The organism is Phytohabitans flavus, from assembly GCF_011764545.1.
In the GTDB taxonomy this organism is placed as follows: domain Bacteria; phylum Actinomycetota; class Actinomycetes; order Mycobacteriales; family Micromonosporaceae; genus Phytohabitans; species Phytohabitans flavus.
Genome location: NZ_AP022870.1, coordinates 5,051,760 through 5,068,637, shown reverse-complemented (window position 1 = coordinate 5,068,637; position 16,878 = coordinate 5,051,760). Strand labels below are relative to the sequence as shown.

At 68.4% G+C, this 16,878-nt stretch carries 19 protein-coding genes; 7 read left to right on the top strand and 12 right to left on the bottom strand.

What is annotated here, in order from left to right; genetic code table 11:
• The first annotated feature begins 14 nt into the window (after positions 1–14).
• Positions 15–677: a tetratricopeptide repeat protein gene (locus Pflav_RS22105; protein ID WP_173037853.1), complete on the top strand. Its 663-nt coding sequence runs from the start codon at positions 15–17 to the stop codon at positions 675–677.
• A gap of 107 nt (positions 678–784) precedes the next feature.
• Here the strand turns inward: Pflav_RS22105 and Pflav_RS22100 are convergent, their stop codons facing one another.
• From Pflav_RS22100 to Pflav_RS22075, 6 genes are all read right to left on the bottom strand, one after another.
• Positions 785–1,276 carry a methyltransferase family protein gene (locus tag Pflav_RS22100; protein WP_197938691.1) on the bottom strand — a complete coding sequence of 164 codons (492 nt, stop codon included), beginning with the start codon at positions 1,274–1,276 and terminating at the stop codon, positions 785–787.
• Positions 1,277–1,657: 381 nt separating this feature from the next.
• Positions 1,658–2,812 carry a WD40/YVTN/BNR-like repeat-containing protein gene (locus Pflav_RS22095; RefSeq protein ID WP_173037851.1) on the bottom strand — a complete coding sequence of 385 codons (1,155 nt, stop codon included), beginning with the start codon at positions 2,810–2,812 and terminating at the stop codon, positions 1,658–1,660.
• Positions 2,799–3,308 (bottom strand): SigE family RNA polymerase sigma factor, encoded by a 510-nt coding sequence (locus tag Pflav_RS22090; protein ID WP_173037849.1) that lies wholly within the window; start codon positions 3,306–3,308, stop codon positions 2,799–2,801. Before Pflav_RS22090 ends, Pflav_RS22095 begins: the two co-directional genes overlap by 14 nt.
• A gap of 175 nt (positions 3,309–3,483) precedes the next feature.
• Positions 3,484–4,557 carry a CU044_5270 family protein gene (locus Pflav_RS22085; RefSeq protein ID WP_173037847.1) on the bottom strand — a complete coding sequence of 358 codons (1,074 nt, stop codon included), beginning with the start codon at positions 4,555–4,557 and terminating at the stop codon, positions 3,484–3,486.
• Entirely contained in the window at positions 4,544–5,107 is a 564-nt protein-coding gene (locus Pflav_RS22080) for an RNA polymerase sigma factor (RefSeq protein ID WP_173037846.1), read from the bottom strand. The genes Pflav_RS22085 and Pflav_RS22080 overlap by 14 nt, the downstream gene beginning before the upstream one ends.
• Positions 5,108–5,604: 497 nt before the next feature.
• On the bottom strand, positions 5,605–6,180 hold the full coding sequence (locus tag Pflav_RS22075) for a hypothetical protein (RefSeq protein ID WP_173037844.1): 576 nt from the start codon (positions 6,178–6,180) through the stop codon (positions 5,605–5,607).
• 280 nt (positions 6,181–6,460) lie between these two features.
• Here Pflav_RS22075 and Pflav_RS22070 point away from each other — a divergent pair, with 280 nt between their 5' ends.
• Positions 6,461–8,044, top strand: a complete 1,584-nt coding sequence (locus Pflav_RS22070) for a hypothetical protein (protein ID WP_173037843.1) — start codon at positions 6,461–6,463, stop codon at positions 8,042–8,044.
• Between the two features lie 147 nt (positions 8,045–8,191).
• Here Pflav_RS22070 and Pflav_RS22065 read toward each other — a convergent pair whose 3' ends face one another.
• Complete coding sequence (locus tag Pflav_RS22065; RefSeq protein ID WP_173037842.1) at positions 8,192–8,542, bottom strand: hypothetical protein; 351 nt, start codon at positions 8,540–8,542, stop codon at positions 8,192–8,194.
• Between the two features lie 158 nt (positions 8,543–8,700).
• Between Pflav_RS22065 and Pflav_RS22060 the strand changes: the two genes are divergently transcribed.
• On the top strand, positions 8,701–9,162 hold the full coding sequence (locus Pflav_RS22060; protein WP_173037841.1) for a hypothetical protein: 462 nt from the start codon (positions 8,701–8,703) through the stop codon (positions 9,160–9,162).
• Between the two features lie 185 nt (positions 9,163–9,347).
• Here the strand turns inward: Pflav_RS22060 and Pflav_RS22055 are convergent, their stop codons facing one another.
• Positions 9,348–9,569, bottom strand: a complete 222-nt coding sequence (locus Pflav_RS22055) for a hypothetical protein (protein WP_232071741.1) — start codon at positions 9,567–9,569, stop codon at positions 9,348–9,350.
• Positions 9,570–9,956: 387 nt separating this feature from the next.
• Entirely contained in the window at positions 9,957–10,163 is a 207-nt protein-coding gene (locus Pflav_RS22050; RefSeq protein WP_173037840.1) for a hypothetical protein, read from the bottom strand.
• 92 nt (positions 10,164–10,255) lie between these two features.
• Here Pflav_RS22050 and Pflav_RS22045 point away from each other — a divergent pair, with 92 nt between their 5' ends.
• From Pflav_RS22045 to Pflav_RS22035, 3 genes are all read left to right on the top strand, one after another.
• The gene (locus Pflav_RS22045) at positions 10,256–10,669 is read left to right on the top strand and encodes a VOC family protein (RefSeq protein ID WP_173037839.1); all 414 of its coding nucleotides are present in this window, start codon (positions 10,256–10,258) and stop codon (positions 10,667–10,669) included.
• Between the two features lie 51 nt (positions 10,670–10,720).
• A complete protein-coding gene (locus Pflav_RS22040; RefSeq protein ID WP_173037838.1) occupies positions 10,721–10,984 on the top strand; it encodes an SMI1/KNR4 family protein in 264 nt (87 codons plus the stop codon).
• Positions 10,985–11,243: 259 nt separating this feature from the next.
• The gene (locus Pflav_RS22035) at positions 11,244–13,088 is read left to right on the top strand and encodes a hypothetical protein (RefSeq protein WP_173037837.1); all 1,845 of its coding nucleotides are present in this window, start codon (positions 11,244–11,246) and stop codon (positions 13,086–13,088) included.
• Between the two features lie 65 nt (positions 13,089–13,153).
• Here Pflav_RS22035 and Pflav_RS22030 read toward each other — a convergent pair whose 3' ends face one another.
• Entirely contained in the window at positions 13,154–14,386 is a 1,233-nt protein-coding gene (locus Pflav_RS22030; protein ID WP_232071739.1) for a DUF418 domain-containing protein, read from the bottom strand.
• A gap of 113 nt (positions 14,387–14,499) precedes the next feature.
• Between Pflav_RS22030 and Pflav_RS48875 the strand changes: the two genes are divergently transcribed.
• Positions 14,500–15,360 carry a TetR/AcrR family transcriptional regulator gene (locus Pflav_RS48875; RefSeq protein WP_377308274.1) on the top strand — a complete coding sequence of 287 codons (861 nt, stop codon included), beginning with the start codon at positions 14,500–14,502 and terminating at the stop codon, positions 15,358–15,360.
• 83 nt (positions 15,361–15,443) lie between these two features.
• Here Pflav_RS48875 and Pflav_RS22020 read toward each other — a convergent pair whose 3' ends face one another.
• Positions 15,444–16,148 carry a carbonic anhydrase gene (locus tag Pflav_RS22020; RefSeq protein ID WP_173037835.1) on the bottom strand — a complete coding sequence of 235 codons (705 nt, stop codon included), beginning with the start codon at positions 16,146–16,148 and terminating at the stop codon, positions 15,444–15,446.
• Positions 16,149–16,252: 104 nt separating this feature from the next.
• The gene (locus Pflav_RS22015) at positions 16,253–16,537 is read right to left on the bottom strand and encodes a hypothetical protein (protein WP_173037834.1); all 285 of its coding nucleotides are present in this window, start codon (positions 16,535–16,537) and stop codon (positions 16,253–16,255) included.
• Positions 16,538–16,878: the final 341 nt, after the last annotated feature.

Sequence of the window (16,878 nt, the reverse complement as noted above, 5' to 3'; positions counted from 1 at the left end):
CAGCGGGGGCGGCGATGAGTACCGAGGATCGGATCGAACGGGCCAGAGAGGCCTATGCGCGGGCAGTGTTCGGCGGCGATACCGGCGGGTTGGTCGAGGCTGAACAGGGTTTGGACGCGGTCGACGCGGATGTGGCGTTGGCGCGTGGGCTTATTCTGCATGCGCGGTTTCAGAGTGCGTCGGCCGATGCCGGTTCGTTGCCCGATGAGGATCCCGCTGAGCTGCTGTTGTTTGAGCGGGCGCTTGAGTTGTACCGGGCATTGGGGGACACGCGCGGCGAGGCCGAGGCGTTGTTCTGGATCGGTTGCCTGCACCAGTTCATTCGGCGTGACAACGAGACCGCGGTTCCGTATCTCGAGCGGTCTTGCCGGCTGGCGGCGCAGACCGGCGACAAGCCGACCTGGTCCGAGGCGCTGCGGCACTTGGGCATCGCGGCGCATGCGGCTGGCCGGCTGGACGAGGCGCGTGAGCGGCTGGAGGAGTCGTCCCGGCTGCGCCGGGAGGTCGGGGCCTTGCCGGGCGTGGCCTCCAACATGATCGGGCTGGCCTACATCGCCGCCGCCCAGGACCGCCGCGCGGACGCGTTCGCAACACTCGACGAGGCGGATGCCATCGCACGCGCGCATGGTGCTCACGCCATCGTGCGGCACATCGAGCAGGCGAGAACGCAGATGTGAGCGTGCGGCCACGGCAGACGTTCCGCCAGCCCGTTCGCGGGTGCCGCGATTCGCCAAGCGCTACCGCGCCCACAGTCTGGGTCGCGCGCTCTCCTGACACCCGTGGGTCACGGCCGCCAGGGGCTCAGCCGCGGCCGCCAGCCGGGCACCGCGCGGCGGTAGGCGAGATAGTCCTCACCGAACTGGGCGCGCAGCACGGGCTCCTCGTGGAAACGGACGAACGTGTAGAACGCCGCGCCGGTCACGAGCGCGTCCAGCAGCAGCACGGGCTGGAGGAGCAGCAGGGCCTGGCCGAGGATGCAGGCCAGCACGGCGAGGTACATCGGATTACGCACATACCTGTAAACGCCCCCGATGACCAGCCGCGTGGGCGGGGCGACAGGAGCCGGAGTGCCCAGCCCTTCGACCACGAACCGCGCGAACGCCGTTACCAGAAACCCGACCCCAGCGGCCAAGAGCACGACACCGACCGCGCGCAGCGGCCAGGAACCGGGCTGCGACTCCCAGCGCGTGAGCAGCCACGGGATGAGCCCAGCCACTGTGCCCGGCGCGATAACGAAGAAGACAGCACTGCCAAGGACCGCCTGCGGCTTCCGCACGCCAACATCATCGCGGATCCCCTGACCATGCGATAGCCCCGGTGAGTGCCGCCGACCGCGTGTTGCTCGCGGCCAGGTCCGGCACGATCCGCCAGACGCCGAGCTGGACTGCCCCAGTCCCACTACGCACGGAGACATCGACATCCTGACCCTCCACCGTGACCAACAGATTGTCCATCGCCTCTGCGCGGATGGGACGTCCGGGCGGCCGATCCGCCCGGACGCCTCCGCCCGTGGCTGGCCGCCGAAACCCTGCCCGCCACGGTGACCATCAGCCATACGCCCCACCGGCGCAGCGCGCCCACCTGGCTCGCGATGGAGCCGCCGCGCAGGTGGTCGGTGCGTGCCAGCCAGGTCACCAGGGCGGCGCCGGCGAACAGGTCAGGCAGGTGGGGGAGGCAGGGTCTGCCAGGTACTGCCGTTGTCGGGGGAGACCGCGACGATCGAGCCGAGCGGGGCGCTGTTCTCGCGGTGTTCAGTGCCGGCGGAGGCGACCAGCCAGGTCCCGCTGCTGTAGAGGTAGGCGGTTCTGGGCCCGATGTTCCGCAGGGGATCGAGCTCTGTCGTGCCCGCCGCGAGCCGGAACGCGGTGCCATCGCGTCCCTCGGTCAGCACAAGCGTGCCGTCCACCGTCACCACGCCGGCCACGCTCCGCGCGGAGCCGGGACGCCGGGCCACCTCGGCCCAGGTGAAGCCGCGGTCCGTCGAGCGAAGGACGGCGGCGCCGACGGAGGCGTACACCGTCTGGCCGTCCAAGGTGGCCACCCAGTCGACCGGCTCGGCGCCGCTGCCCACCGGGACCTCTACCCAGCTGCGGCCGTCATCCCGGGTGACCATCGCGCAGGGCCGGTCGGAGCAGGCCAGCCAGAAGCTGCCGTCCCCCGCCGCGGTGATCTGGCCGCCGCCATCCCGCGCGGGCGGGAAGCCGCCGGCGGGAGGGGAGAGGAAGACCGCTTGCTCACGGGCGTCCACCACACCCATCCGATCGCTGGGCTCCTCTGGTCGAGGGCTGTCCGCCTCTCGCCAGGTGATGGCGTTGTCCGCGCTGGTCCAGAACCGCTGGTCCGGGCCGGCGACAGCGAGCTCGTCGCGCTGCATCCAGAGGCTGAGCGCGCGACCGGACCGGTCCCGGTGCGGGCCCGCGATGCCCGGCTCGGTCGGGAGGTAGCGAGGGTGCCAGGCTTGGCCGCCGTCGGTGGTGACGAGCAGTTGGGCCTTGCAGTCCTTGGCCTTGCCGGTGGTGGTGCAGCGTTGCTGTAGCACGTACCCGATCTCGTCCTGGAAGATCGCGCGCATCAGCTCGTTGCTGTAGACCGGCGTCGCCGCGGCCGCCGGGATGTGGTCGCGCAGAGCCATCGGCCCGACCAGCGCGGCCGTCGCGATCACCACCGCTACGCCCGCCAAGGCCCCGATTCGTCGGATGCGCCGTCGGCGGCGCACGCGTGCCACTCGGGCCAGCGTCACATCGGTGGGTTCCGTCACCTTCGCCTCCATGATCCGGAGCTCCTCGCGTAGTAGCTGCTCAACGCGTTCCACGAGTGACCTCCACAGGTTCCATTTCCGACAGCCGCTCGCGGAGGCTGCGCAGCCCCCTGTGGCGCAGAGAACGGATGGTCCCTGGCCGCCGGGCGAGTAGCGCGGCGATGTCGTCGTCCGACATGTCGTCGAGGTAGCCGAGTACGATCACGGCCCGCTGTAGCCGGGGCAGGCTGGCCAGCCCGCGCCGCAGCGTGTCGCGCGTGTCGACCTCCGCGAAGGCGTCACCTGCCGCGGCCGCCTCCTCGTACCCGTAGACCAGGGGCTGGCGCCGCAGGGTCCGCCAGCGGCTCACGAAGGTACGAAACATAACCGCCCGGGCGTACCCCATGGGATTGCCTTCGGCGTGGACCCGTCGCCATGCGTCGGCCAGCTTGACCAGCGTGTCCTGTACCAGGTCCTCGCTCGCGTGCACGTCGCCGGTCAGCACGTAGGCGTACCGCTGGAGGGCGGGCAGGCAATGGCCCGCGAACTCCTCGAAGGTCGGCACCCGCATCGCACTCCCTCGTCGACAGCCGTCGACATGCATACGCCAACCCGGTGCCGGCTGTTGCATCGACCGCGAGAATTTGGCAAAGACGCGACCGCCCTGCGCGCGAGTTGCGAAGGCCGTGTGCCCTGCGGTGGTGCCGGCCAGCGGGCACTGGCCTGGCACCACCTTTGGGGTCGGGTCAGCCGAGCCGGTCGGTGTGATCGGCGTCGAGGATCTGGACGTATGAGTTCAGCGTGGGGGACGCGGTGAGGACGGAGATCTCGTAGCCGAGTAGCTCCCCGGTGCGCTCGTCGAAGATCAGCACGCCTTCGTACTGGTTGCTGTCGGTCCTGTCCTGGGGTGGGTATGCCCGTACGGTGATTGCCACACCGCGGCGTCCGATCCGGTCGGTTACCTGGCCGCGCCACCGGAATCCGGGTACCCCGGCCAGGATTGTGAGCACCTGAGCGCGGACCCGACGGGGGACCACATAGCTGCGGTAGAGCTCCATGGTCCATTTGGCGGTGTCGAGCGGGCCGTATTCGGCCCGGAGCAGGCGGGCGAGCTGAGTCGGGTCGGTCGGCGGCTGGGTCCAGTCGGCCGGTTGTGGCGGGGTGTTCGGGTCCGGCTGGCGGGCTGGCACGTCCTGGAGGTCTTCGTTGGGAATCGTGGGGCCTTGCCCTCGGGCGATCCGCGCCTGCCAGTACTGGCGGGACGCCTCGTCGGGGTACTCCGCGCCTACCGTCTTGCGTCGAACCCGGCCGCTGCCGTCCGAGGCGGTCCAGGCCTCCTCTTCCTCCACCAACCCCAGGGTGTGGCCCTCGTCGGTGAGCATCCCGGACGACCAGGATTTCCCGTGCCGGTACGCATACCGGCCGGACCGCGTGTCGTGCGGGGCGTCGGTGATGCTCGCGGCCAACGCCCGCAACCGGTCGGCCGCCGGGGGCGGGTCCCTGTCGTCCCGGAACCCCATCGGGACGACCACGGTCCCGGCCAGAGCCCAAGCCGGCGTGTTGCCCGCAGTCCGGGAGCCGGTGGACCGCTGAGCCAGCGCATAGGCCGCGACGCCAGCGGCCACGGTGGCGGCCCCGGCCAGCACAAGCTTGCGGCGGCCCAGCCCGGGCGGCGCCGTGAACCGGTGCGTGCGTGTTGCCAGGGCCTCGGTCTCGGCGATGAGCTGCGCACTGGTCATGCGAGGTGCGGGCAGGGGTGCCAGCCGGCCGGGATCGGCGCGGCCGAACAGTTCACGGATCTGCTGCTCAGTACTGGACATCGTGGGCTCCGTTCGTCTGCCCGGCCACCGGCCGGGCCGGGGCGGGGGTAGCGGTCAGCGGGCGCGGGGTGGACATGACCGCGGCCAGCCGCCGCCGTGCCCGGTGCAGCCGTACCTTCGCGGCGGTGTGGCTGCATCCGAGCACGGTGGCTGCCTCGCCGGCGGTGAGCTGTTCCCACCCGATCAGGCGGAGGATCTCCTGGTCGATGTCGGATAGCTGGACAAGGGCCGCGGTCAGGTCGGCCAACGCCGCCACCGACTCCGGGTGGTCGGCCTGCGCCGGTCGCAGCAGGTCGGTAAACGGTTGGGTCAGGGGAGCCCGGCCCTGTGCCCGGCGGTGGTTGGCGAGCAGGCGCCGGGCCACCCCGTACAGCCAGGGAAGACTGTTGTCCGGAACCTGATCGCGCCGCCGCCAGGCAACGACGAACACCTCCTGGGCGAGATCGGCGGCGGCGTCCACTTCGGCCAGCCGCCGTACGCCGTACCTGACGATGTCCAGGTAGTGGCCGTTGTACAGCTCGTCGAACCAGAACCTGTCACGCTCATTCATCTGTTTGCCAACAGCGACTCAACGCTGCCTCCTCATCACATGGTCAACCGATCAACCATGCTTATGTCCGAGGAAGCCGCAGCGTTACGCCAGCGCCTGCCGACCAGGACGGCCCCGTCGTTGGCTGGCGAACAACCAGGGCCAGGCACCCTCCGAACGCCAGAGCGTCTGGCTGACCCTACGAGCTGGTCTGGTTCAGATTCACCTGCGGCCGAGACCAGGTTCGGCTAGATCTGGATTCTGGGCCGCCCACCATCGTGCGTCGCTCCTGGCGACAGGAAAGGTACCGGTGACGAATCGGCGACGAACGGCCAGGAACACACCTGCCCACCGACCAACCGAACCATCTGGCATCCTCATTTGCTGCGGACAGCGTTTTGATGTGCTTACTGCTCACCGGACGCCGAGGAGCGTCCGTCCCTTCGGCCTCCGCGTGCGCCGGTCCGCGGCGTGGCCGGCCGTGATGGGGATCGTCGCTTCTTCCTGGGCCGCGCTCCTCAACGGTGCCGAAGGGCGCACGCCTGGCAAACGTCGATCTTCGGTGGCCGGGCCAGCGCCCACGCGTCATGCGACTGCAACACCGCTTTCGTGTCAGTTGGCAGGCACTCAGGCGCTGGCCCTTCAACCCTGACCGCGTGCGCCACTATCCGATGCCCATCCGGCTCGATGAAGGCGATGTTGCTGTAGTCGTTGGCTGGCGGCCTGCCGTCGACCGTGATGGCACGAATGGGATTGATGATTTCGTACCAGGTCACAAGATCAGGCTGGTCAATCACCCGCGCGGCGGTCTCAGGGTCGAACTTGGAAGTGTTAAGCACGAGCGCAGGGTGGTGGGCGTGCTCGACGTCAGCCCCGGGCCGGTACAGCTCAACCACCAACCATGCGATGCCGGGTGCCGCCTCCCGAGCGGCATCGGCCTCCGCTCCGTGCAGGCAACACAATACCGGCACCTGCCCTGGCGCCGGCGCTACGCGATCGAGCGGTACGTACCGCGGATCAAGCTCCCGCAAAGCCTCCGCGACGGCAATGACCGTAGCCCCGTAGAGTATGACGCCCCGCCGCTCATCACTCACTCCACCATTCTGAACCCCAGCCTTGTCAGAGCGGCGGCACAGGCGACACCCGCCTGCCGTAGCAGCCGTCTGGGTGCTCGCCGCGGTCCGTACGGGCATCGAGCGATATCTGCGCTGGTTGCAGGGCGTCCGCCGCGATTTCCGACCTCGACTCTGACCCACGCGGGCAGTCGCCGATCGCCGGGCTCATGATGTCGGCGTGATTCCCAGCCTGGGGCGTGCGCGCTCTGACGCCGCCCAGGGCAGTGCGGCGAGGCATAGTCATGTAACTTCCAGCCTCATGTCCTCCCTCAAGATTCGCCTGGCGGCTGGCGCGGCCGCACTGATCGTCGCCGCGTCCGTTGGCGCTTCGATACCTTCGCCCGCGCTGGCCGCGGGACCGCAGCTGGAGATGTCCTACGACGCCATCGGCGACGTCGACAACAGCGGTCGGCTCGTCGGGGCCTACGCCTACAACCGGGGCGACGAGCCGGCCAGTGACGTGACGATGACGTTCGACGCCAGCGGCTTGCGCGACGTCGCCATCAGCGTGCCCGACTGGATCGACTACTGCCAGCTCGACGGCCAGATCGTCACGTGCGAACTTTCAGGTCTGGCCGCGGAGCACACCGAGTGGTCGCACGTGTTCGAGCTGAAGAGCAAGCAACAGTCCAAGCCGGGCCCCGCCGGGACGCTCAAGGGCACGATACGCGCGTTCGGCCCCGACGGCACCGAGTACACCGGCGGCGGTGACCTCGAAGTCACGATCGTCGAGAGCGGCCCCGATCTGGTCGCGTCCACTGCGGACATCAACACTGCGAACGAGCCCGTCGGCGGCGGCGACGTGCGTCCGATAGCGGCCGCCATCTACAACGACGGCGATACACCGACTGGCGACTGGTACGTCCAGATCTGGGTGCCCACGGGCGCCGGCATCGTCGAGCAGTACTCGGACTGCGAGTACCGGGACTGGTGGCCGGGCGAGCACCCTGACGGTTACGTGTACGGCCCCAATGTGGTCACCTGCCCGGCACCTGCGGACCTGGACCCGCTCGGTGTTGGCGAAGGACTCATCTTTGTCGATGAGACTGGCGAGTCGCTTTTCCACGTCGCGTTCGGCAAGAACCTGCGCGGCCCCGAGGAGACTGGCGGAAGCGTTCAGGTCGGCCTTGTCGACGACCTCGAGTCCGAGCGGGCGCCGAAGAAGCTGACCCGCAAGGGGACGTCCGGCAAGGCGTTCGCGGACGCGGTCGCCGAACTGAAGCCCACCACCCGGGCCGCCAGCCGGCGTGAAGGCAACACCGACAACAACTGGGCCAACTTCGCCATCTGGACCAAGGCGAACACGCACGACTTCGCTGTCACCGCGGAGCCGGTCAGCGGCAGCATCGGCGACATCGTCGAGATCCCGTACACGGTGATTAACAACGGCCCGTCCGACGGCGCCGCCGGCTGGACGTTCAAGGCACCGACGGGCACCGTGCTGGTCAGTGACGATGAATACGACGGGCCGTGGTGCAACTTCAGCGACGAGAGCGGCCACCCGGTCAAGGAACTGCCCGAGGTCAGCTGCAGCACCGAGGGTGAGTTCCCGGCCAAGGCCTCCGGCTACCAGGGCGTCAAGGAGAAGATGAAGCTCCGGATCATCTCCACGCCGGGTGACGACGGCACCCTGCGGGTCCGGCCGCACCCGGAGAACGCCGAATCCAACCCGGCCAACGACGAGGTCAAGCTGGTCGTCACGGTCGGCGGCAGCGGGGGTGGCCTGCCGGTCACCGGGGCCAACGCGGCGCTCATCGGCGGAATCGGCGGTGGTGTCGTGGCGATCGGCGCAGCACTGTTCTTCGTCGCCAGGCGACGCCGGATACTCCTCGTCAGCGAGTAACACCGGCTCCCACGCAAGGGGGCACCGCCGGACTCGGCGGTGCCCCCTTGCGCATACATCTCGGGGCTCGGCAGGCCGGCAGGCGCTGTGCCGACCTCGGGCTTAACGAGAGGGCCCTCGACACCGACCACTTCCTGCCCGTGACGGTCAGGCTTTGTCCCAGCGCTCGGAGTCCGCTCCCCACCCGGACGGCGCTGCCTGGCGTGCGTCGTCTGGGCTCACTGTGTGGAGGTCGGCCGCTCGGACCTTCACGACGGGGACATCGAACGCGAACTCCACGTTCGACCCGTCCGCGAAGGAGACCGTCACGTGGGTGTCGGGGCCTGCTGGGTGGTTGTCCATCCATTGCACGTGGACGACCTCAGCCGTCAGGGATCCGTCCGGACGCACCAACGCGAATCCCTCAAGGTCGCCCTGGGCGACATCCGGATGGAGCCGTCTGCGCTGCTGCGCAAGCTGCTGCTCTCGCCAGCGCCGTCGTGCGTCGGTGTTCGCCACGGAGTGCATTCTTCAAGGGCCACGCAAGCCGCGTTCGGTCACGGAGCCGTATGGCGTCCATGTGTAGCCGTGGCAGGCCGTCGTGGGTTGCTGGCGGTGGGGTGGGGCACAGTGGCGGCGGTGATGATTTGTCTGCCGCCTGTACTAGCGTGCGCACCATGGCGATTCCCGACCGCGTCCCCATCGCGCACGAGCCTGGCTACCGTACCGACACGATTGGCAGCTTTGACCACGGGCAGTTTTTCGGCTCAGTCACGGCGACCTTGCAGGACGGGGCGGGCAGCAAGCCGGATTGGTACCGCTACAAGCGCTGGTACGCGGTGCTGCATCAATTCGACGTAGACGGTGGTCATACAGGGTCGCAGACCTGGTTCGCCGGCACGAGCGAGGACGAGGACACCTCCATCAGGCGTGCGCAGGAGTGCCTCGCCGGCTGGCTTGAGGCGTTGCCAGGGCGAGCCTTCGGCGACATCGCTATCAAGCTGTTCCAGGTGAATGTCGATGGACACGTCTTCGGGCTCGTCGACGAGTCGGAGCTCTACGACGGGCAGGACCACGCTGAGTTCCTCCCCGACGATCTCGGGTTCGATCCACCATGGGACGGCTGCTACGACACCTGAGGCCTACCGCCAGCAACAGCGTGAGAAACGCCGCTCTGGAAGGCAGCCGGCTGCCCTGGCCAACGGCACGTCGACGGAGCCTCTACAAACCCAGGTACGGCGCACAGCCCTGTAGCGCGCCGGGCAGGGGCGGCTGGAGGGTCCCCGGGAGTGCATCCGCCAACATCGATGAATTGGTCAGTGGGCTACGCCGACTCAGCCGCCTCGCCAAAGCCTCGCAGGCGTGCGAAGTGACGCTGGTCCGCGAGGAGATGACCGACGATGATCACGCCTGCTACGGGCCAGTCCACCACCTCGAAGGCGGCGAGGACGCCGATGCCGGCATAAAATGCGATCTTCTCTGGCGGCGGAACCGCCACATCGCCTACCCCCGGTACCCGGACATGCCGCATGTCTTCGGCCTTCACCCTTGCCCGGCTCTTCGACGACCCGGAACTGGCGGGCCTGGACCCGTTCGCGCTGAAAACGCGGGACATAGCGCACCCTCCGTCAGCTGTCTCTGTGCGGTTTCCCCTGGATGGTGGGGACTATGCCTTCCGACCGAGCATCCACCTCGTCGGCGGGGCCGGGATCGGTCGGCGCCGGCGTCAGCCCTAGGCCGCCGCGTGCGCGGTGGGATCGGTCGTCAGTGCGGGTGGCGCGGTTCGTGGCTGGTCGCGCTGGTCTTGGCTGTGAGGGTGACGTCGGCGGCGGTGGTGATGGGGCCGGTCGGGCGACGACGCCTTGGCCTGTGCAACGAAGATGTGCGTGTGTGTCATGAGCATCACCTGTTCCATAACCCGCCGCCGGCGGCGTCAGCTGATGTGCGGGCGGCGCTGGATCGAGGCGATCTCGCCGGTGCCTTGGACGCCACGTAAGGCCTGACTACCGCGGCCCGCCAGCATCCGAATCTGCCGAAAAGTAGTCACGAGGTGTCCGCGCCCCTGCCAGCGGAAGACCGGCAGCGCAGCGGCGATGCCGTGCAGCCAGCTGCTGCGCGGCGGCGACCGCGTGGCGATCACGGGCTGAGCATGGGCAGTCTCAGGGCCAGGCGGCGTCCATGTCGTACCCCGGATGGAAGATGTCGCCACTGTAGGCCGAAGCGAGGTGTGGCGTGGCGTTGCGGGTGGATCTGACGTTCGACTGTGTGCGAGCTGATGCGCTGGCGGAGTTCTGGAAGGTGGCGCTGGGTTATGAGGACGAGCCGCCGCCGGCGCCGTTTGTGACGCGGGCGGAGTGGGCGGCCTCGTTCGGTGATCTGGATGAGGACGAGGGAGGCGGAGCGTGGTTGCAGGATCCTTCGGGGGTTGGGCCGCGGTTGGTGTTTTTGGAGGTGCCGGAGCCGAAGGTGGCGAAGAACCGGCTGCACATCGACGTGCGGGTTGGCAGGTCGGCTGATCCGTGGTCGCGGATCTCCGCGAAGGTCGACGAGTTGGTCGCGGCGGGCGGTCGGGTGCTGGCGACGTTTGAGGGTCATCACGTGGTGATGGCTGATCCGGAAGGTAACGAGTTCTGCGTGGCAGCCTGACGGACGGTCCGACCCATGTTGGCTGTCGGCTGGACGCATAGGCTAAGCGGCGTGGACATCAGGCAGTTTGATGTGTTGGCCAAGTCCCTGCGTGAGGTCCACGACGAAGACCTCAGGTCGGTCAACGACCGCGAGTTTCCCGACCGAACCTTCATCGCCGTCGCCCCGGTCGGCACCGGGGATCATTGGGGCTTTCCGGTCACAGACGGTCGTTGTCACGACGAGGTCTGGTTCCACTTCCACGACGCCGGCGCACCTGAGCTAGACGCCGCTGACTTCCTTGAGTTCGTCGCGCATCGCGGGCTCAGTGCCTAGCCATGGGTTCCCGGGCCCGCGCCAGGGTGGCGCCTGGTCGCCGCCGAGTACCACATCGTCTCAAGTGGGTGTGCTCTCGGTCGGTTGGTGGTCCGGGCGCCACGCACTATTCAACCTTGATTAATTTCCATGCCTTTACATGCGTTAAGACGGCCTCCGTTGGGAGGCCGTTTTGCCTCGCACGGGGCGAGGTTGCCATAGCCAGAAACGGGGTTGTGCTATGCGCGTAAGCCCAATGTACCGGCGGGTGGGCGCCGCCGTGACCGTGATCACGATGTGCGGCGGCTTGCTTGCTCTGCCGTCCGCACCTGCCCAGGCTGATCCGACCGAAGTGCGCCAGCTCGCCGGTGTCGGTTCGTTCACCACGCAGGACGTGATGAACTCGTTGGCCTCGACGATCACGCTGAACGGGCAGAAGCCGCTCGCGTCATACGACACGAGCGGATCAAGCACCATCACCACAAAGAACAGTGCTACCTGCACGATGGCCCGCCCGGCCACGGACATGGCCGGCGAGCAGGCGCTGAGTAACTCCCGGCAGCTCGGCAACGGTTGCCTGGACTTCGCGCGGCTGTCCGCCGAACCGATTCACACGCCGGTCGGTCCGAGCCCGGACCTCGCGTATCTGCCGTTCGCGCGGGACGCGATGAGCTTCCTGGTATCGAGCAGCATGTCGCGGCGCCTCTCCACCGCCGATCTCAGGGCCATCTACACCTGCCAGCGGCCCGAGTTCCATCCCTATCTGCCCGCCACGGGCTCGCAGCTGCGCACCGACTGGCTGCGGACGATTGGGCTGTACAGCTACGACAAAGCCCAATACCCATGCGTTAAGGACACCCTCCCGGGCAACGCGCCGCTGCGCGACAACTTGGGCGTGGTGGTCGGGCTGTTCGACAGCCAGGGCATCGTCCCGTTCTCCATGGCGCAGTACATCGCGCAGAGCCTCGGCAGGGTGAACTCCACCGTCACGGCGAGCATGGGCCTCGGCGTGATCACGGACCAGTCCAGCGGGGCCGCGCCGTTGGTCGCCAACACTACCGATTATCCCAGCGGCCTCAGCTACATCGGATTCGGCAACAACGCGCCCAAGGACCTCACACCCACGCGGCTGCGCGCCATCTACACCTGTGTGGACAGCCTTGTCACCAACGGGTCGCTGACGCCTCGCATGCCCGGCCCGGGCACAATACGCACCGCCTTCCTGGCTCAGCTCGGGATCTCCGAAGCCGACGTCGACCGCGGTGCATACCCGTGCCTTGGCCAGTGGGACAGGAACTCGCAGCTCCCGGTCAACTCGATCGCGCCCTACCCGATCGCGGATTACATCGGCGAGCTGGTCGGCCTGCAACGCGACATTCACAAGTCGGCGTCGCTCGGCCGGATCGGCAACTACAACCCATACAAGATCAACGCCAGCTACGGGGCCATGCTGGTGCACAACGTCTACAACGCGATCCCGGTGTCCAAGACGACCCAGAGCCCGTGGAAGGAAGTTTTCGTCGGCCCGTCGTCACTGATTTGCGCGCAGACACCGACAATCCAGTGGTACGGGTTCCTTCCCATGGATGGCGGCTGCGGTGTCGGTACGCCGGAAACGACCCTCCAACCGCAGGCCGGAGGCATGGGGCCGGACACGGTCATCCGACCGATGGCCTCCGGCGAGTCGGTGACGATTCAGCATGGCAAATGCAGGATCACAGGCTGGTACACCAATGCCTCACGGTACGTCGCGGTCCAGGGGATCGTCCTGGCCGGCCAGCGGTGCTGGATCCGCGTTTCCCTGTCCGGCATCAACTACGAGCATCGGATCCCGTGGGCGTTTGATATGCAGTACTGGTACTACGCCTCCTGGCTGCCGATACCTACACCCGATGGGTCGCACGACTACCGGTTCTTCTGGCCCTCTCTCCAGGGTGGTACCTACACGCTGAAGACCGGCAACATGGTGGATTACGCGATCTTCCAAGTCACCGACCTTGACGTCCAACCCTACGGCTACACCGCTGGTGCGAGTTGGGGTCCGGGTAACCCCGGTATGGCACCCGCCAACTGGTGCGACCGGTGGAACGCCCCCGGCGCCCCACCCGGATGCACCGGCACCTGAGACCCGAACGCCAGGCGCCCGTGGCTCGCCACGGGCGCCCGGCCCGCGTGAGATCAGCGCCGTGACTACCTCGATGCCGGCGCAGAAGTCTGGGACTGCCCGCGACGCGACAGCGGTACGCCGTGTCGTTCGGTCCAGGTCTTCAGGAGCCATTCCGCCGGGCCGTAGTTGAACCGGGCCAGCCACATCGCGCTGGCGGCCACCTGGACTGCGAAGATCCCGAGGGCGACGAGCAGCACCGCCGGCGGCCCGACGTCGCCTGCCAGCCGCAGCCCCACACCCGTGAAGATCACCACGCAGAGTATGGACTGGCCGAGATAGTTGGACAGCGACATCCGCCCGGCAGGTGCCAGTGCCAGCGCCAAGCGGCGACCCGAGGTGGTGTGGAAGTAGCGCAGCGCCGTCGCCGCATACGCCGCGGCGAGCAGCGGCGCGGTGAGGATGCCGACGAGAAGCCCGGTGAAGTTTGCCGTACCGCCGCCGGTGGCGAACACGACGCCTCCGGCCAGCCCGGCCGGAAAACCGATCCACTGTATCCGTCGCAGCACACGGTCATGCCGAACGACGTCGGCCAGTGCCCGCCCGCGCCCGGCCGCCAGCCCGACCAGGAAGGCCGAGAGCGCGAGCGGTCCTTGCACCGCCAGCGAGCCGAGCATCGCCGGTAGGGAGCGCAGGTGCTCGGCCACCACCGAGACGAGACCGCCCCGAAGCGCTTCGGTGGAGCGTTCACCGGCAGCCAGCGCGGCCGACGGGTCGGGTACGAGCTCCGCCCCGGTGGTGGCGGCGAGCGCCATGGCGAAGGCCACCACGCCGACCAACGCGGCGGCGGTGGCCAGCGCGGTGTGCGGGCGGACCTGTCGCATGGCGAGGAGGATCAGGCCCAGCAACGCGTACGTCGTCAGGATGTCTCCCTGGAACAGCAGGACGGCGTGCGCCAGCCCGATCGCGAACAGGCCGGCGAGGCGGCGCCGGAATCGGGGGGCGAAGGGCACGCCGCGACGTGCCGCGGAGTCGATCTGGAGCGTGAAGCTGTAGCCGAACAGGAAGGAGAAGAGCAGGTACGCCTTCATCGTGAGCGTGGCCTCGACGAGCCAAGTCACGGCGTGATCGAGCCACGAGCTGTGGTCGGGATCGGTGACGAGGTGGAACGGGTACCCAGAGGCGAAGTAGGCGATGTTGACCAGAAGGATGCCGAGCAGAGCCATCCCGCGTAGCGCATCGACATCGACGATCCGGTCTGGTGGTGGCTCCGGAGCAGCACTGCGGGAGCCGGGTGACTGGATGCGGAACAGGCGCACGGAGACCCCTCGAAGACGGACGGACGCGACGCCTTCGATGCTGTTCGCGGCAGCCCCCGAGGAACGAGTACTTTCGTCACGGCATCCGTAGTGACGAAACAAGCGGGGGCGTCATGTCTCTCCGGTGTGCCGAGTGTGGCGCGGCGTTGCCGATCCGGTCTCGCGGCAGACCTCGGCGTTACTGCTCACGGCGCTGCCAGGCGCGCGCCTACCGCCGCCGGCGCGATCTCGGCCACACCGCGCCGCCCTACCCGGCGACCGTTGGCCGCGAGCAGGCGAGCGCCATAACCCGTGACCGGCTGGTACACCTCGCCGTCGAACTGGCCGACGCGAACGGGATCGACAGGGTGTCCGTACGTGCCGTGGCGCACCATGCCGGACTCAGCACGGACCAGGTCTATCGGTCGATACGCAGCCGTGACCGCCTGCTCGCGGCGATGGTCGAGCACGTACTCACCGACAGCCACCGACGCCGCGCGCCACAGCCGGAGCCGGCCCACCCACGCGACGCCCTGGAACGCCTCGCCCGCGACGAATGGGCTCTCTACCGCCGGTACCCTTGGTTGCTCCCGGTCCTGGCGACGACACGACCGCCCATCGTCCCGGCGGTGATGGCCTTGGTCGACCGGACGGTGGCGGTCTTACTCCGCGTCGGCTACACGCCGGAGGACGCCTTCGCCGCGTATCTCACGCTGAGCGGATACGTCCAGGGACTGGCGCTGCTGCACGTCGCTGAGCGTGCCGAACAGCACGCCGGCGCCGCGACCTGGGACACCTGGCGATCGACCACCCACGCCCGACTCGCTCGCACCCGCCACGCGCACGATCGCGCCTGGCTCGTGGTCGTCGACTCGCAGGGCGGCGACGCCAACGCCGCGGTGGACCGCTGGTTCGACTTCGGTCTTGCCCGCCTGCTGGACGGCCTGATCCCGCCCACCGACGGCCAGACGGATCAGCGTCCGGGGTCCTCATAGGCGCCGACGATCCGGCCGCGGCTGGCGCCTATGGAGATTGGGCGGCGGACGCAGATCGCGCCCGCCGCGCGGTCGCGTAGTCCTCAGTGGACCAGCGTGACCCGGCCGGTATCCAGATCGAAGCGGGCGCCGACGACCGCGAGCGTGCCGGCCGCCACCCGCTCGGCGATGATGTGGCTGGTGGTCAGCAACTGCTGCACCTGCGCGCGGACGTTGGCCTGTACGCCGTTTTCCACCCGGTCGCCCTCGCTCTCCAGCAGCGGCTCGATGATCGGGGTCAGGGCGTCCACGATCGCGCCGATGTGGCCGGGCGCGGCCCCGCCGCTCTCCAGCGCCTCGATCGTGGCCGTGATGGCGCCGCACCGCTCATGGCCCAGCACCATGAGCAGCGGCGGCGCGAACTCCTCCACCGCGAACTCGACGCTCCCCAACAGCAGGTCGTCGACGATGTTGCCGGCGACACGGTTGTCGAAGATGTCGCCGAGCCCCTGGTCGAAAAGCAGCTCCGGGGGTACGCGCGAGTCGGCGCAGCCGAGCGTGATGGCGAACGGGTGCTGCCCTGCCGCCACCTCTTGCAGGCGCCGCAGCGTCTGGTTCGGATGGATCGCGTGACCGCTCCTGAACCGGCGGTTGCCGGCCAGCAGGCGGTCGAGGGCCTTCTGCGGGGTGTCCGGCGCCGGCTCCGCTGGATGGGCGGCATGGGCCGGTCCGGCGAGGCCGGCGGCACCAACGGCCACGCCGGTGGCGGCGGCGAGCAGGGAACGGCGTGGTAGGCGCGTCCGTTGCACGTGATCTCCTCATGATCCAGGACAGGGTCAGTCCACCTGGGGATGCTGCTACTCGCGCTCAGGAAGCGAAAGGCGTCGCTGGTGCGATGTGCGACACAGATTCGCTAGTCTCCGCGGCCTCTGGCGTGGCCTCGCCATTTCGGGCAGGTGATCGGCCCAGGTTCGCAGCGGATGTCGACGTCGACGGGTACAAGCTCGGCGGGCACGGCGAACGCCGCTATGTAGAAAGAGGGTTCCACACAGAGCCGTTCCCCTTCGGTGGTGAACATCGGGTACATCAGCGGTGCCTGGATGATCAGCTCAACGCTGTCTTCGTAACAGCCGACCAGCTTCGCGTACACGAACAGGCGTAGGCCGCTCTGCTGATAGGCCAGGACAGCCTGGCGCACCTCGTCCTCGACTGAGTCCTGTGCGATCTGAAACCTGGCAAGCTGCGTCGATGTAGTGACCTCACCGATGAACGAGTTCTCCGGCCATGGGCCTATCCCGCCGAAGTAGATCAGCTTCGGCTCGCGGACCGGAACGGCTGAGCTTGACGGAGGCGGCGGTGCGGAGGGCACAGCAGCCGTTGAGGGGGCCGGTGATGGGGGCAAGGGTGACGGGACTGTGGGTGAGGCCGCACTGCAGCCCGCCGCGACGAGGAGCGAGCTGGCAACGGCCGTGAGTCGCTTCCGCATGCCATCCAGCATCGCAGATGCGTTGGGCGTTGGGTGGGCGGCGAGGAACCTCC